The organism is Phreatobacter aquiterrae, assembly GCF_053471285.1.
In genome coordinates this window covers 403,191-418,095 of record NZ_JBJPHW010000003.1, presented here as the reverse complement: position 1 = coordinate 418,095, position 14,905 = coordinate 403,191, and the positions used below count along the sequence as shown (strand labels likewise).

The following is a 14,905-nucleotide window of genomic DNA, read 5'->3' as shown; positions in this document are numbered from 1 at the left end:
GCACTGAGATGGGTCTGTCTCTCACCAATGTCGACGTGGTCTATGCCGGGGTTATTCAGGTCCTGCGCTCGGTCAGCATCGAGGTTCCCGACGGCAGCATGGTGGTTCTGCTCGGGTCCAACGGTGCCGGCAAGACGACGACGCTGAAGGCCATCTCCGGCCTGCTCCATGCCGAGCTTGGTGAGGTGACGGCCGGCCAGGTCCTGCTGGACGGCGAGGACATCCGCAATGCGGATGCCGCGGCCATCTTCCGGCGGGGCGTGGTGCAGGTGCTGGAGGGGCGCAAGGTCCTCGAGCACCTGACCGTCGAACAGAACCTGATGGTCGGCGCGCATCTGCGCGCCGACCGCCGGGCGGTGAAGGCCGATCTCGACCGCGTCTTCAGCTATTTCCCCCGCCTTCCCGACCTCCTGCAGCGCACGGCAGGCTATCTCTCCGGCGGCGAGATGCAGATGATGCTGGTCGGCCGGGCGCTGATGGCCAGGCCCCGCATCCTGATCCTTGACGAACCCTCCATGGGCCTCGCCCCGCTGCTCGTCGAGCAGCTGTTCGAGACGATCGGCCGCATCCGGAAGGAAGAGGGCCTGACCATCCTCATGGTCGAGCAGAATGCCCGGGCGGCAGTGCGCCAGTGCGACTACGGCTACGTCATGGAGGCCGGCCGCATCGTGCTCCACGGCACGCGCGAGCAGCTGGAAAGCAACCAGGACGTCAAGGAATTCTACCTCGGCTTCTCGGGCGCCGAGGGGCGCGACCGCTTCCGCAACATCAAGCACTACCGCCGGCGGAAGCGGTGGCTCGGGTGACGGGTCTCCCCTTCGCCTCCCGCCGCTCTTCTCCGCAGCCGACGCCCGACCACAGGCATTGAACCGATGGCCCAGCTGACCAGCCGATGCAACCCGAACGACCCGCTCTTCCGGGCGAACGCCGAGGCCTATGACGGCCTGCTCGCCGATCTCCACGCCAAGTTCGACTGGGCGCTGGCTGGCGGCGGCGCGAAGATGATCGAGCGCCACTACAAGCGCAACAAACTGCTGGTCCGGGACCGCATCGACCTGCTGATCGATCCGCTGACGCCCTTCCTCGAGCTGTCGCCGCTCGCCGGCTGGGGCCTGTACAACAACGGCCTGCCGTCGGCCGGCATCGTCACCGGCATCGGCACGGTGCGCGGCGTCACCTGCATGATCATCGCCAACGACGCAACGGTGAAGGGCGGCTCCTTCTTCAAGGAGACGGTGCGCAAGCACATCCGCGCCCAGGACATCGCCCAGGAGAACCGCCTCCCGGTGGTCTATCTCGTCGATTGCGGCGGCGCCAACCTGCAGAACCTCGAGGACGTCTTTCCCGACCAGGAGCATTTCGGCGGCACCTTCTATCGTCAGTGCCGCATGTCGGCGGAGGGCATTCCGCAGGTGGCGACGGTCTTCGGCGAGTCCACCGCCGGCGGCGCCTATATTCCGGTGCTTTGCGACGAGTTCGTCATGGTGGCGGAGAATTCCTCCATCCATCTCGGCGGCCCGCAGATCGTCCGCGCGGCCATCAGCGAGGTTGTGGACCGCGACTCCCTCGGCGGGGCGCTGATGCACACCACCGTCTCCGGCGTCTCGGACCACTATGCCCCGGACGAGCGGTCAGCCATCGCCAAGCTGCGCGAGATCATCGGCGCACTGAACTATCCGCAGCCCTTCTCCCCGAACCGCATCGCCCCGCGCGAGCCGCTCTTCGACGCCTCCGAGCTGCCGGGCATCGTCGGCAACGACCTCTCCCGCCCGCTCGACCAGCGCGAGATCATCGCCCGCATCGTCGACGGCAGCGAGTTCCACGAGTTCAAGCCGCAGTTCGGCGAGACGCTGCTCTGCGGCTTCGCCCATATCGACGGCTTCCCCGTGGGCATCATCGCCAACAATGGCGTGCTCTTCTCCAACAGCACGCTGAAGGGCGTGCACTTCATCGGCCTCTGCGACCAGCGCAACATCCCGCTCCTGTTCCTGCAGAACACCACCGGCTTCATGGTGGGCTCGGATGCCGAGCGCGGCGGCATCGCCAAGAACTCCGCCAAGCTGGTCTATGCCGTCTCCAACACGCGGGTGCCGCGCTACACCCTCGTCACCGGCGGGTCCTACGGCGCAGGCAACTACGGCATGTGCGGCCGCGGCTTCCGCCCGCGCTTCATGTTCATGTGGCCCAACGCCCGCCTCGGCGGCATGAACCCCGACGTCGGCTCCTCGGTGCTAATGGATCTGAGGCGCGCCAGCATCTCGCGACATCCGGCGACGGAGGAGGAACTGGCCGCCTACGAGGCCGAGCTCCGACGCCAGTTCGACGAGAAATCGAATCCCTACTACTGCACGGCGCGGGTCTGGGACGATGGCATCATCGCCCCGGCGGATACCCGCTCGGTGCTCGCGCTGTGCCTCGCGACGGGAGCGATGCAGCCGCAGAGCCTCGGCTATCGGCCCGTGTACCGGATGTGATCATGAGCGACCTCGCCACAGCTCCCCGTCCCATCCGGTCCGTGCTCATCGCCAATCGCGGCGAAATTGCCTGCCGGGTGATCCGTACCTGCCGCCGGCTCGGCCTCGCGACCGTTGCGGTCTATTCCGACGCAGATGCCGGTGCGCTCCACGTGCGGCAGGCCGACACCGCCATCAGGATCGGCCCGCCGTCTGCAGCCGAGAGCTATCTGAGTGTGCCAGCCATCCTCGCCGCGGCGCGACAGTCCGGTGCCGACGCCATCCATCCCGGTTATGGCTTCCTCTCGGAAAATGCCGGCTTCGCCCAGGCCTGTCTGGACGCCGGTCTCGTCTTCATCGGTCCGTCGCCAGGCGCGATCGCCGCCATGGGCTCGAAGATCGAGGCGAAGAAGATCGCGGTAGCGGCGGGCGTCGCCACGGTGCCGGGTTATCTCGGTGAGGACCAGTCGCTCGGGCGCCTCACCGCCGAGGCCGAACGCATCGGCTATCCCGTGCTGATCAAGGCTTCGGCCGGCGGCGGCGGGCGCGGCATGCGCCGCGTCGAGGTCGCCTCCGAGATGGCCTCGGCGCTTCAATCGGCGAAGGCCGAGGCGCGCGCTGCCTTCGGCGACGACGCCGTGCTGCTGGAAAAGCTCATCGCCAATCCGCGCCACCTCGAAGTCCAGCTCATGGGCGATGAACTCGGCAATCTCGTCCATCTCTTCGAGCGCGACTGCTCGGTCCAGCGCAACAACCAGAAGGTCTTCGAGGAGGCGCCGGCGCCGCACCTCGCGCAGGAGGTTCGCGAGAAACTTTACGACCGCTCTCTGCGGCTCGGTCGGACGATCGGCTACAGCTGCGCCGGCACGGTCGAGTTCATCATGGAGGCAGGCGACGACGAGCCCTATTTCCTCGAGATGAACACCCGCCTGCAGGTGGAGCACCCGGTCACCGAGGCAGTCACCGGCATCGACGTCGTCGAGTGGCAGATCCGCGTCGCCGCGGGCCTGCCACTGCCGGCGCGGCAGCAGGATATCCGCCTGCGTGGCCACGCCATCGAGGCCCGCATCGCCGCCGAGCGCCCGGACCGCGGCTACCAGCCCTCGACCGGCACGGTCACGGCCCTTCGGCCGCCACGCGGCGCGCGGCTGGACACGGGCATCGGCGAGGGCTCCGAGATTGGCCTCCACTACGACAGCATGGTCGCCAAGGTCATCGCCGCGGGGCCGGATCGCGATGTCGCGGTCGCCAACCTCGTGACGGCTCTCGACGAGTTCGCCGTGCTGGGGGTCGGCACCAATGCCGCCTTCCTGCGCGCCTGCGCCACACGTCCGGATTTCGCGTCCGGCCATCTGACCACGGGTTTCCTCGCCCGCGAGTTCGCCGAGGGCTGGGCTCCGGACACCGACGCGCTGCGGCACCTCCGGGCCGAGGCGGCAGTGGCCTGGTCATCGGAGCAGCGGGCCGGCGCCGACAGTCCGTGGCGGCGGCGCAGCGGCTTCCGCGTCACGGCCATGGGCCGGCCGGCCAAGGTCGAGGTCCATCTGGCAGACGAGTTCGGCGAGACGACGGTCACCGTCGCGCGGGGGCTTCATGGAACGACGGCGCTGTTCGAGGACGGCATCGTGGTGGACGTCAGCGTGACGGGCTTTGCCAGGGTCGAAGCCGATCGCGTCCAGGTGACCCGTGGCGGGCTCGCCATCAACGCAAGGGCCGCGCTCGCCATCGAGGCCGCGTCGGCGGAGGCAGGCGGAGCAGCCGACGAGAACCACCTGACGGCACCCTTGCCGGGCGTCGTGACGGGCCTCTTCGTCGCTGAGGGCGCGATCGTCGAGAAGGGGCAGAGCCTCGTGCAGATGGAGGCGATGAAGCTCGTCCACACGCTCACCGCGCCGCGCGCCGGCCGGATCGCCCGCGTCCACCACAAGACCGGCGCGACTGTCGCCGCTGGCGCCGCACTGATCGACATCGCACCGCCCGAGGAGGAATGAGCCATGGCTGGATTGTGGTTTGAGGATTTCGAGCCGGGACGGGTCTTCGAACACGAATGGACGCGGACCATTACCGAGGCGGACAACAAGTGGTTCTCGCTGCTGACGATGAACACCCAGCCCGTCCACATCGACAATGTGGCGGCCGCCCGCAGCGTGTGGAAGCGCCCGCTGGTCAACAGCCTGTTCACCCTCGGGTTGATGGTCGGCATGTCGGTGAATGACACGACCTTCGGCACCACCGTCGCCAATCTCGGCATGAGCGACGTTCGCTTCCCCCATCCGCTGTTCGAAGGCGACACGATCCGCATCCGCACGACGGTCCTCGCCAAGCGCGAGAGCAAGTCACGGCCGGGCGAGGGCATCGTCACCCTCCGCCACGAGGCCCTGAATCAGGATGGCGTCGTCTGCGGCATCTGCGACCGCCAGGCGCTGATGATGATGCGGCCACAGCCGGCCGCCTGACATGCGCTCGTTCCTCTTCGTTCCGGCGGGTTCGGCGAAGATGCTGGAGAAGTCGCTCTCCAGCAGCGCCGATGCCGTGATCCTCGACCTCGAGGATGCGGTCCAGCTCTCCGCCAAGGTCGAGGCGCGGGCCCTGCTCGCAGCCCATCTCGCCGCCCGCCCCGCGGGAGGGCCGAAGGTCGCGGTGCGGGTGAACGGCCTGGCCACGCCATGGAACCGCGACGACCTTGCCGCCGTGATGCCGCTGAAACCGGACCTCGTCATGCTGCCGAAGACGGAAGGCCCGGCAGACATCGCCGAACTCGCCGATCGCATCGCCGCGCTGGAGCCCGAGGCGGAACGGACGGAAATCCTCGTCGTGGCGACGGAGACGGTGGGTTCGGTGCTGTCGCTCGCGGCACAGGACTGGCGGCACCCGCGCCTCAGGGGCATGCTCTGGGGCGGCGAGGACCTTGCCGCCGAGCTCGGTGCTACCGCCAACCGCAATGCCGATGGCGCCTACACCAGTCCGTTCCGCCTCGCCCGCGACCTGTGCCTCCTGGCGGCGCGGCGCGCCGGTGTCCTCGCCATCGACGCTGTCCACACCGACATCCGCGATCTCGATGCCCTCGCCGCAGAGGCTGAAGCCGCGCGCCGCGACGGATTCGATGGCAAGGCGGCGATCCACCCGACGCAGGTCGAGGTCATCAACGCGGTATTCCGGCCCACGGAGGCCGAGATCGCCTGGGCGCGCGACGTTCTGCAGGCCCTCGCTACCTCGGCCAGCGGGGTGGCGGTGGTCGACGGGCAGATGGTCGACGCACCGCACGCGGCGCGCGCCCGGTCGATATTGGGCGAACACGGACGAGCATGACGGAGGCCGGCGGTGCGTCCGCGGTGATCGGCAGCCCAGGGAGCGGACATTTTGGTTGACCATTCGGTGAAGGCTATCGGCGAGAGTTCGGCGCTGATCTTCGGCGGGACGGCCGGCATAGGTCTGGCCAGCGCCAGGGCCCTGCTGCGCGCCGGCTTGCCGCGGTTGGTCGTATCCGGTCGTAACAGTGAGCGTGGTGCCGCGGCTCAGGACGACCTAAGCGAGATGTTCCCTTCTGCCGACATCCGGTTCATGGCCTGCGATGCGACGCGACCCACCATGATCGCCCCGGTGGTCGAGGCCGCCGTCTCGGGGATGGGCGGCATCGACATCCTCGTCAGTTCTGCTGGTGGTGACCCCATGCCCCGTCTGCTGCACACCATCCCGCTTGACGACATCATTCCAACAATGATGCAGATCTGCAGCGGGATCATCCTGCCCGCACGGGCGATCCTGCCCCAGATGACCCGCCAGGGCGGCGGTGCCATCATCTGCCTCGCCTCGGACGCGGCCAAGGTCGCGACACCCGGCGAAACGGTCATCGGCGCGGCCATGTCCGCCATCACCATGTTCTGCCGCGGCATGGCGCGGGAGGCCAAACGCCATGGGATCCGAGTCAACTGCCTGACCCCGAGCATCGTCGGCGACACACCGCTTTATGCAAAGCTGAAGGCAGACGCCTTTGCCGGCCGGCTCTTCGGGAAGGCCGAGAACATGGCCGACCTCGGGATCGTGACCGCGGACGATCTCGCTCAGGCGGTCGTATTCCTCGCAAGCCCCGCCGCGGCGCGAATGACAGGACAGACGATAAGCATCACGGGTGGGATCTCGGCCATTTGAGGATCTTGCTTTGGCCGCTCGCACCGCCCGGTCTTGCCCGAGGCAAGTTGCGCGAGTTGAGCTGTCAACATCAGCTCGTCACCGACGCGCTCGTCAAGGCGATCTGGCGCGGGGGCAATCCGGATGCGCTGCTGCATCACTCGGACCAGGGCAGCCAAGGCGGATTCAAGCGGTCGTCGCAATGGTTCGTTTTTCTGCTTGTCTTAGCAGAGCGCCAAGCGCCTCAGCTGGCGTCTTCCAACCGAGCGTTTTCCTCGGCCGCGAGTTGAGCGCCGCGGCGACGGCGGCGATCTCGTTGATCCCATGCGCGCTGAGGTCAGTGCCCTTTGGGAAGTACTGGCGCAGCAGGCCACTCTCCCTGTTTGGCGAACAGGGGCGGCCGGAGCCGCCCCTGACACCCGCCTCAGGCTGCAACGTCCGCGAGCGCGGGATAGTCGACATAGCCCTTCTCGTCGCCGCCATAGAGCGTCGTCCGGTCGAGCTCGTTGAGGGGCGCATCGCGGCGCAGGCGCTCCACCAGATCCGGATTGGCAATGAAGGCCCGGCCGAAGGCGACGAGGTCGGCCCGACCGTCGCGGACGGTCTCGATGGCAAGATCGCGCGTGTAGCCGTTGTTGGCGATATAGGCGCCGGCGAAGCTCTTGCGCAGCGCCTGATAGTCGAACGGCACGTTGTCGCGCGAGCCACCGGTGGCGCCCTCGACGACGTGGATGAAGGCGATGTCGCGCTTCGACAGTTCCGCGACGAAATAGCCGAAGACCTCGGCCGGATCGGAGGTCACGGCGTCATTGGCCGGGCTGACGGGGGACAGACGGATGCCGAGGCGGGTCTTCGGATAGACCTTCAGGATGGCATCGACCACCTCGAGGCCGAAGCGGGCGCGGTTCTCCACCGAACCGCCATAGGCGTCGGTGCGGGTGTTGGTCCCGTCCTTGAGGAACTGGTCGACCAGATAGCCGTTGGCGCCGTGGATCTCGATGCCGTCGAAGCCGGCCTTCTGCGCATTGACCGCGGCCTGGGCATAGTCGGCGACGACGTCCGAAATCTCCGAGGCCTCAAGCGCGCGCGGCGCCGACACCTCGGCGAAGCCGCCGGAAATATAGGTTTTCGACTTCGCGGTGATGGCGGAAGGCGCGACCGGCGCTGCGCCGTGCAGCAGCGAGGAATGCGAGATGCGGCCGACGTGCCAGATCTGCGCGAACATGCGGCCGCCGGCGGCATGGACGGTGTCGGTCACGTGCTTCCAGCCGGCGATCTGCGCCTCGCTGTGGAGGCCGGGCGTCTGCAGATAGCCCTGGCCCTGCGGTGAAATCTGCGTCCCCTCCGAGATGATGAGGCCGGCCGCGGCGCGCTGGCGGTAATAAGTCGCGGTCAGCGCATGGGCGGCATCGGTGCCCGCGGCGGCGCGGTTGCGCGTCAGCGGCGCCATGACGATGCGATTGGGCAGGACGAGATCGCCCAGCGTGAAGGGCTGGAACAGCGGGCCTGGATCAGTGCTCATGGAGGTCTCCGGCGGAAAGCGGGTGCGCGACCGGCAGTCCGGTTGCGCGTCAGGTTGAAGTGGGCGGCCGGTTGCAGTGCAGCAAGGCGGGGGATCGCGTGGCTGCCATCACAAAGCGGTGCGCCGCGGGGCGGGACGGCGCTCAGGCCGAAAGCGCCCGGGCGGCCTCGATGGCGAGGGGCGCAAACCGCCTGCGGAACTCGTCGGCGGTCCAGTCGGCGAGCGAGCCGGCAATATGGATGGCGCCAGCCGGCGTCGTCCGGTCGCGTGTCACCGCGGCGGCGATGACGATCTCGCCGAGAAGGCTCTCCTCCTGGACCCAGGCATAGCCGTCCCGGCGCGCATCCTCGATACGCTGGCGGATGAGCCTCACGTCGATGAGCGTCTTCGGCGTCAGCGGCGCCAGCTTGCTGCGGCGCAGGATGTCATCGACATGGCGGTCGTCGAGCAGCGACAGCATGGCCCGCCCGCCCGCGGTGGCGAAGGTCGGCATGCGGCGGCCGGCGAGGGTCGCGTAGAAGGTCTCGCGCTTGCTCTGCTGGCGGATGGCATAGAGGATCGTGACATCGTCAAAGAGGCTGAGATCGACGCGCTCGCCGGTGTTCTTGCGCAATTCCGTGAGAATGGGGGTGGCGCGCTCGATGAGCGGGTTCGAGCGCAGGTAGTCGAAGGAGCGGTCGAGGATGCGGCGGCCGGGAACGACGCCCGTGCCGGTGGCCGAGCGCTCGAGATAGCCGAGCACCAGCAGGGTCTGGACGACGCGCTGGGCCGCGCTCTTGCTGATCTTGGCGCCCTTGGCCACCTCCGCCAGCGACAGCGGGCGCGGATTGCGGGCAAAGGCCTCGAGCACGTAGAAGGAACGCGCGGCCGACTTGAGAAAGAGGCGCTCGTCGACCTCGATGATGGGCTCGCGTTCCGGAGCTTGATAACGGCGCTCGAAGCCGGGCTGGGTCGACACGATCAGCTTTCCTCTGCACGGCAGGCGCACGCTGCCCCGTCACGATCCGGAACGCTTGTATTGTCTGCCGATACATTTGCAAGGGCCCGTCCATGCCCTGGGTGGGACTTTGCCTTGCGCAAACGAGGTCAGTCGCGGTGCGACAGCGGCTTGCTGATATCCTCCAGCGCCCGCCGCTCGGCGGCCACCCCGTAGCGCAGCATGACGCCCGCAGCGATCAGCATGAGGACGGCGCCGAGGATGTAGCCGCCGAACAGCGACCATCGCGATCCCGTCTCGATCAGCGCGCCGAACAGCCAGGGGCCGACGATCCCGCCGATTCCGGTGCCGATCGCATAGAAGATGGCGATGGCGAGCGCCCGAAGCTCCAGCGGGAAGGTTTCGCTGACGGTGAGATAGGCCGAACTGGCCGCCGCCGATGCGAAGAAGAAGATGACCATCCAGCAGAGCGTCTGCGTCTGCGCCGTCAGGAGGCCCTCGGCGAACATCCAGCCGGTGCCGGCCAGCAAAAGGCCGGACATGGTGTAGGTGAAGGCGATCATCGGCCGTCGGCCGATCGTGTCGAAGAAGCGCCCGAGCAGGATCGGCCCCAGCACGTTGCCGAGCGCGAAGGGCAGGATGTACCAGCCGACCTGCGCCGGGGCGATGCCGTAGAAGTCCGTCAGAACCAGGGCATAGGTGAAGAAGATGGCGTTGTAGAAGAAGGCCTGCGCCGCCATCAGCGTGAAGCCGACGGCCGCACGGTCGCGGTGCCGCCGCAGGAGCGTATCGAAGACCTCCGAGAATGGTGTGGAGGTCCGCGGCTCAAGACGGATCTTCGCGGCCGGCGTATCGGGGATGACGTGCCCTTCGGCCCGCAGCTTCGCCTCGATGCCGGCGACGATGGCCTCGGCCTCGGCCATCCGGCCATGGGTCATCAGCCAGCGCGGGCTCTCCGGCAGCCACATGCGCATGAGGAAGATGACCAGAGAGAGCAGCGATCCGATCAGGAAAGCCGCGCGCCAGCCATGGTCCGGGGCGAAATGGGCTGGGTCGAGCAGAACAATGGCGCCGAGGGCGCCCAGCGCCGCGCCGATCCAGAACGAGCCGTTGATGACGAGGTCGGTCCAGCCCCGGACCCGCGCCGGCACGAGCTCCTGGATGGTCGAGTTGATGGCGGCATATTCGCCGCCGATCCCGGCGCCGGTGAGAAAGCGGAACAGCATGAAGCTCCACAGATTCCACGAGAAGGCCGTCGCCGCGGTGGCGATCAGATAGACCGTGAGGGTGATGAAGAAGAGCTTCTTGCGGCCGAGCCGGTCGGTCAGCCAGCCGAAGAACAGCGCTCCGAGCACCGCCCCCGCCAGATAGGCGCTGGCGGCGAGCCCGACATCGGTGTTGGAGAACTGCAGCACCGGGCTCGCCTTGAGCGCACCGGCCACGGTGCCCGCGAGGGTGACCTCGAGGCCGTCGAGGATCCAGGTGATCCCGAGCGCCGCCACGACGAGCGTGTGGAACCGGCCCCACGGCAGCCGGTCGAGCCGCGCGGGAATGTCGGTCTCGACGATCGTGTCGCTGCCCGCCGCCGTCGCTGTCTTCGTCAAAGCCGCCCTCCTCCGCCATTGCCGCGTTCCGGCAACGCGGCAATGACGTTCCGGGTTGCCCTCAGATGCATCAATTGCCGTTCTGGAACTCCTGCACACGCTGGCGCTTGCGCAGGCGCGAGGCGTCGAGGAGGATCTGGCCGGCCCAGCGATAGACGTTGCGCTCGCGCACATGCGCGCGCATGAGCCGCATGCGCTCCCGCTGCTCGATCTCCGGCATCACGAGGGCGCGGCTGATGGCGTCGGCCATGCCCTGGACGTCGTAGGGATTGATGATCAGCGCCTCGGACAGTTCGCTCGACGCGCCGGCGAAGCGCGAGAGCACCAGCGCGCCCTGCTCGTCGTCGCGGGCGGCGACGAATTCCTTCGCCACCAGGTTCATGCCGTCGTGCAGGCTGGACACCACGCAGAGATCGGCCGCGCGGAACAGTTCATAGACCTGGTCCGGCTCGTGATGACGCACGACGAGGCGGATCGGCTGGTATCCGGCATCGCCGTGGCGGGCATTGACCTCCTCGGTGATGCGGGCCGCCTCCTTCTGCAGGTTGGTATAGCTCGGCAGCTTCGACCGGGTCGGCGCAACGATCTGGATGAAGGTGAAGCGCCCCTTCCACTGCGGCTGGCGCGTCAGCAACTCGTCGACGGCCAGAAGCCGGTCCAGAATGCCCTTGGTGTAGTCGAAACGCTCGATGCCGACGCCGATCTTCATGTCCGCAGACAAGCCGTAGCGCTCACGCACGGCCTTGCGGCAGGTCTCCACCGGCTGCTGTGTCAGCAGCGCTGCCGGCGGCCACTCGATCGAGATCGGATAGGGCCTGACCATCGTCTCCTCGCCACCGAAGACGACGGAGCGCGTCTCGCGGTCGATGCGGCTCTCCATGAAGCGGTCGACCGTGTCGAAAAAGTTGTTGCAATAGGCCTGGGTGTGGAATCCGAGCACCGTCGATCCCAGCAGGCCGGCGATAATCTCTTCCTTCCACGGGCAGATGCCGAAGGCCTCCGCGTTCGGCCAGGGGATGTGCCAGAAGGTCAGGATGGTGGCCTTCGGCAATTGCTCGCGGATCATCCGCGGCAGCAGGGCGAAGTGATAGTCCTGCACCATGATGACCGGATCGGGCCGCGTGGCCTCGCGCACGACCGCGTCGGCGAAGCGCTGGTTGATCGCCACATATTGCTGCCAGTCGCTCTCGCGGAAGATCGGCCTGACATAGGCGAGATGGCAGAGCGGCCAGAGCCCTTCGTTGGAGAAACCGTAGTAGTAGCCCTCCTGCTCCTCGTCGCTGATCCACACGCGCCTCAGGCGGTAGGCCGGCTTGCCGGGCGGCACGAGCACGTGGTCCTGCGCGTCCACCGTGTCGCGGTCCGCTGAGCCCGAGCCATGCGCCACCCAGACGCCGCCGCAGGCGCGCATGACCGGCTCCAGCGCCGAGACGAGGCCACTGGCGGGGCGCTGGACGACGATGCGGTCGCCATCGTGATTGTGGATATAGGGCTCGCGATTGGAGACGACGAAGACCTCGGCGTCGGGAAGTTCCTTTTCCAGCAGGTCCTGCAGCGTCGACGGCGACCATTCGACGGGGGTGCCGTCCTCCTGGCGGATCTTCTCGCGGAAATCGCGCAGCAGGCCACGGATCTCCCGGCTCTCCTCCCGCACCGCCGGGTCCATGACGCCCCGCGTGCGCGCGGGATTGCCCGTCTTCAGATCCTGGATGCTCGAGAGGACGGCGCGCATGTAGCGGCGTTGCAGCAGCCCGATGGCGAGCGAGGCGACAGCACCGACGAGCAGCAGCAGCGACAGGCCGACGATCACCAGATACCAGCGCGCCTCGACGATGCGGTCGGCGACGAAGCCGAGTTCGTGGAGAACGACGAGGCTTGCCGTCTGCCCGCCGGCTGTCAGCGGAAACACACCGATCAGGACGCGCGCTCCATCGATGCGGGTCTGCATGAAGCGGAAGGCGCCGGAGGCCTCGGCGCCCTCGGGACGCGGCCGTGCCCGGCAATCGATCGCGGCGGGCATGCGGTGCGTCGCCACCGTGATCCGGCCTGCCTCGTCGCAGAGGCCGAGCGCCATGATGCGCTCGTCGGCGGTCAGCCTCTCGAAGAACGGTCCCAGCGCCTCCGTCTGGCCGACGAGTTCGCGCGCGACGCGATCCCTGATCGAATTGAAGACCAGCGCCGAGCGCAGCTCCACGTCGCGGCGCGCCCATTGCTCGATGAGCGAATTCGACAGCGGCACGAGCGCGGCGAGAAGACCGACCAGGGACACGACCGCCAGGGCCATGACCATTACGCCTCGGGTGAACTGCTTCATCGGGTCCCGTCCGGGTGCCGGGCCGCCGCTCCGGCAACCCGCCTTACCCCCTTCATCTGTTGACCGAACGCCCGGCAGGCCGGGTTGGTTCGGATGCCAAGGAAAATTGCGGCCCGCGACCGCCGGAAACGCTTAGTGGACCCAGTCGCGCGACAGCCGCATGGCCGTGACGATGATGCCGACCATCGAATAGGTCTGCGGGAAATTGCCCCACAGGTCGCCGGTCGCCGGATCGATGTCCTCCGAGAGAAGGCCGACATGGTTGCGGCGGGCCAGCAGGGCCTCGAAGATCGCCCGTGCCTCCTCCACCCGCCCGATGGCGAAAAGCGCATCGGCGAGCCAGAAGGTGCAGATGTTGAAGGACGTCTCGGGCATGCCGAAATCGTCCCGGTCGTCATAGCGGAGCAGGAAGCCTTGCCGTGTGAGCCGCTTCTGCAGCACGTCGACGGTGCGGATGAAGCGGGGGTCACTGGCCTCGACCACGCCGAGTTCATGCAGCAGCAGCGTCGAGGCATCCGCGCCGCTGCCGTCGAAACTGGCGGCGAAGAAGCCCTCCTGTTCGTTCCAGGCCCGCTCGAGGATGGCCGCGCGGATCCGCTCGGCATGGGCCCGCCAGTAATCCTGCCGCACCCGCAGCTCCAGCCGCTCGGCGATCTTCGCCAGCCGGTCGCAGGCAGCGAAGCACATCGCCGCCGAATGGGTATGGATCGACTGTCGGCCGCGATATTCCCAGATTCCGGCATCCGGCTCGAAGGCCGACGCGGCCGCCCGCTCCCCAAGCGCCTCCAGTTCGTGGAACAGCACCGCGTCGCCGAGCTTCGGCAGGCGGTGATCATGGAACATCTGCGATGCCGCGAGGATCATGCTGCCGGTCACGTCGTGCTGGACCTGGTTGGCGGCGGCATTGCCGATGCGGACCGGCCCGTCGCCATTGAAACCCGTCAGGGATTCGCTGATCCATTCCTCGAGCGAGTGCTCCGGCACGATGGCATAGACCGGCTTGAGGTTCGGACCCTTCTCCGTTGCGATGACCGAGCGCATGTAGTCGAGAAAGGACTCCATGGTCAGCGTCGCACCGAGCTTGTTCAGCGCATGGACGGTGAAATAGGCGTCGCGCAACCAGCAGAAGCGATAGTCCCAGTTGCGGCCCGTGCCGGGCGCCTCGGGGATGGAGGTGGTGAGTGCCGCGACGATGGCGCCGGTCTCCTCGCAGGAGCAGAGCTTCAGGGTGATGGCGGCGCGGATGACCGCCTCCTGCCATTCGTAGGGCACGGACAGATAGCGCACCCAGTCCAGCCAGTACTGGCGGGTCGACCGGAGGAAAGCGAACCAGACATCCTCGATGGAGTTCGGAAAGGTCTCGTCGGCATGGACGATGAGGGTCATCGGCCGGGTCAGGACGAACTGCGCCTCCGACGACAGGTAGGCCACCGGTATGTCCGAGGTCAGCCGTACCGCGCCCGCATCGGACACGTAGCGGATGTGGTTCGAGCCGGGTATGGCACGGCCGTCATACCGACCATAGGCCATGGTCGGCCGCATCCTGACGCGGACGCGCGGATTGCCGGCGATCGGCTCGATGCGCCGCATCAGCATGGGCGGCCGGAAGACCCGGTCATACTGTTTGAAACGCGGTGCCAGATCGGTGATGCGCACGGCCGATCCGTCGCTGGATGTCATCACCGTCACCAGGATCGCGGTATTGCGCTCGTAGGACTGGCTCGAGGAGACCATACCGTCGAGTTCGACCGACAGGAATCCGCGCTGCGGATCGGGGCCGCCCACCAGCGCCGAGAACAGCGGGTCCCCGTCGATGCGCGGCCAGCAGCCCCAGAGGATCCGGGCCTTCTCGTCGATCAGCGCGGCGATCGTGCTGTTGCCGATCACCGCCATCGGAGGCGGCGCCTGGCGTGGGGGGCGGGTTGCGCCCATCGGATCTGCCGTCAT

11 protein-coding genes and 1 pseudogene are annotated in these 14,905 nt (G+C 67.6%); 6 read left to right on the top strand and 6 right to left on the bottom strand.

Annotated features, from left to right (window positions below; all coding sequences use genetic code 11):
- Window positions 1-8 precede the first annotated feature (8 nt).
- The 6 genes from ACJ4V0_RS07110 (at window position 9) to ACJ4V0_RS07085 (ending at window position 6,602) form a co-directional block, all read left to right on the top strand.
- Window positions 9-806, top strand: coding sequence for an ABC transporter ATP-binding protein (locus ACJ4V0_RS07110; RefSeq protein WP_448298855.1), 798 nt, complete (start codon window positions 9-11; stop codon window positions 804-806).
- A gap of 66 nt (window positions 807-872) precedes the next feature.
- Window positions 873-2,474: an acyl-CoA carboxylase subunit beta gene (locus ACJ4V0_RS07105; RefSeq protein ID WP_448298854.1), complete on the top strand. Its 1,602-nt coding sequence runs from the start codon at window positions 873-875 to the stop codon at window positions 2,472-2,474.
- Window positions 2,475-2,476: 2 nt separating this feature from the next.
- Window positions 2,477-4,444, top strand: a complete 1,968-nt coding sequence (locus ACJ4V0_RS07100) for an acetyl/propionyl/methylcrotonyl-CoA carboxylase subunit alpha (protein ID WP_448298853.1) — start codon at window positions 2,477-2,479, stop codon at window positions 4,442-4,444.
- 3 nt (window positions 4,445-4,447) lie between these two features.
- A complete protein-coding gene (locus ACJ4V0_RS07095; RefSeq protein WP_448298852.1) occupies window positions 4,448-4,909 on the top strand; it encodes a MaoC family dehydratase in 462 nt (153 codons plus the stop codon).
- 1 nt (window position 4,910) lies between these two features.
- Window positions 4,911-5,762, top strand: coding sequence for an HpcH/HpaI aldolase/citrate lyase family protein (locus ACJ4V0_RS07090; protein ID WP_448298851.1), 852 nt, complete (start codon window positions 4,911-4,913; stop codon window positions 5,760-5,762).
- 51 nt (window positions 5,763-5,813) lie between these two features.
- A complete protein-coding gene (locus ACJ4V0_RS07085; RefSeq protein WP_448298850.1) occupies window positions 5,814-6,602 on the top strand; it encodes an SDR family NAD(P)-dependent oxidoreductase in 789 nt (262 codons plus the stop codon).
- Between the two features lie 165 nt (window positions 6,603-6,767).
- Here ACJ4V0_RS07085 and ACJ4V0_RS07080 read toward each other — a convergent pair.
- The 6 genes and pseudogenes from ACJ4V0_RS07080 to ACJ4V0_RS07055 all read right to left on the bottom strand — a co-directional run.
- Window positions 6,768-6,971: pseudogene (locus ACJ4V0_RS07080) on the bottom strand (IS30 family transposase); the annotation flags it as partial.
- A 34-nt stretch (window positions 6,972-7,005) separates the two neighbouring features.
- A complete protein-coding gene (locus ACJ4V0_RS07075) occupies window positions 7,006-8,103 on the bottom strand; it encodes an alkene reductase (protein WP_448298849.1) in 1,098 nt (365 codons plus the stop codon).
- Window positions 8,104-8,245: 142 nt separating this feature from the next.
- A complete protein-coding gene (locus ACJ4V0_RS07070; protein ID WP_448298848.1) occupies window positions 8,246-9,061 on the bottom strand; it encodes an IclR family transcriptional regulator in 816 nt (271 codons plus the stop codon).
- Window positions 9,062-9,189: 128 nt separating this feature from the next.
- Window positions 9,190-10,644 (bottom strand): MFS transporter, encoded by a 1,455-nt coding sequence (locus ACJ4V0_RS07065; protein WP_448298847.1) that lies wholly within the window; start codon window positions 10,642-10,644, stop codon window positions 9,190-9,192.
- A 70-nt stretch (window positions 10,645-10,714) separates the two neighbouring features.
- Complete coding sequence (locus tag ACJ4V0_RS07060; protein ID WP_448298846.1) at window positions 10,715-12,958, bottom strand: alpha,alpha-trehalose-phosphate synthase (UDP-forming); 2,244 nt, start codon at window positions 12,956-12,958, stop codon at window positions 10,715-10,717.
- A 132-nt stretch (window positions 12,959-13,090) separates the two neighbouring features.
- The gene (locus ACJ4V0_RS07055; protein WP_448298845.1) at window positions 13,091-14,905 is read right to left on the bottom strand and encodes a glycoside hydrolase family 15 protein; all 1,815 of its coding nucleotides are present in this window, start codon (window positions 14,903-14,905) and stop codon (window positions 13,091-13,093) included.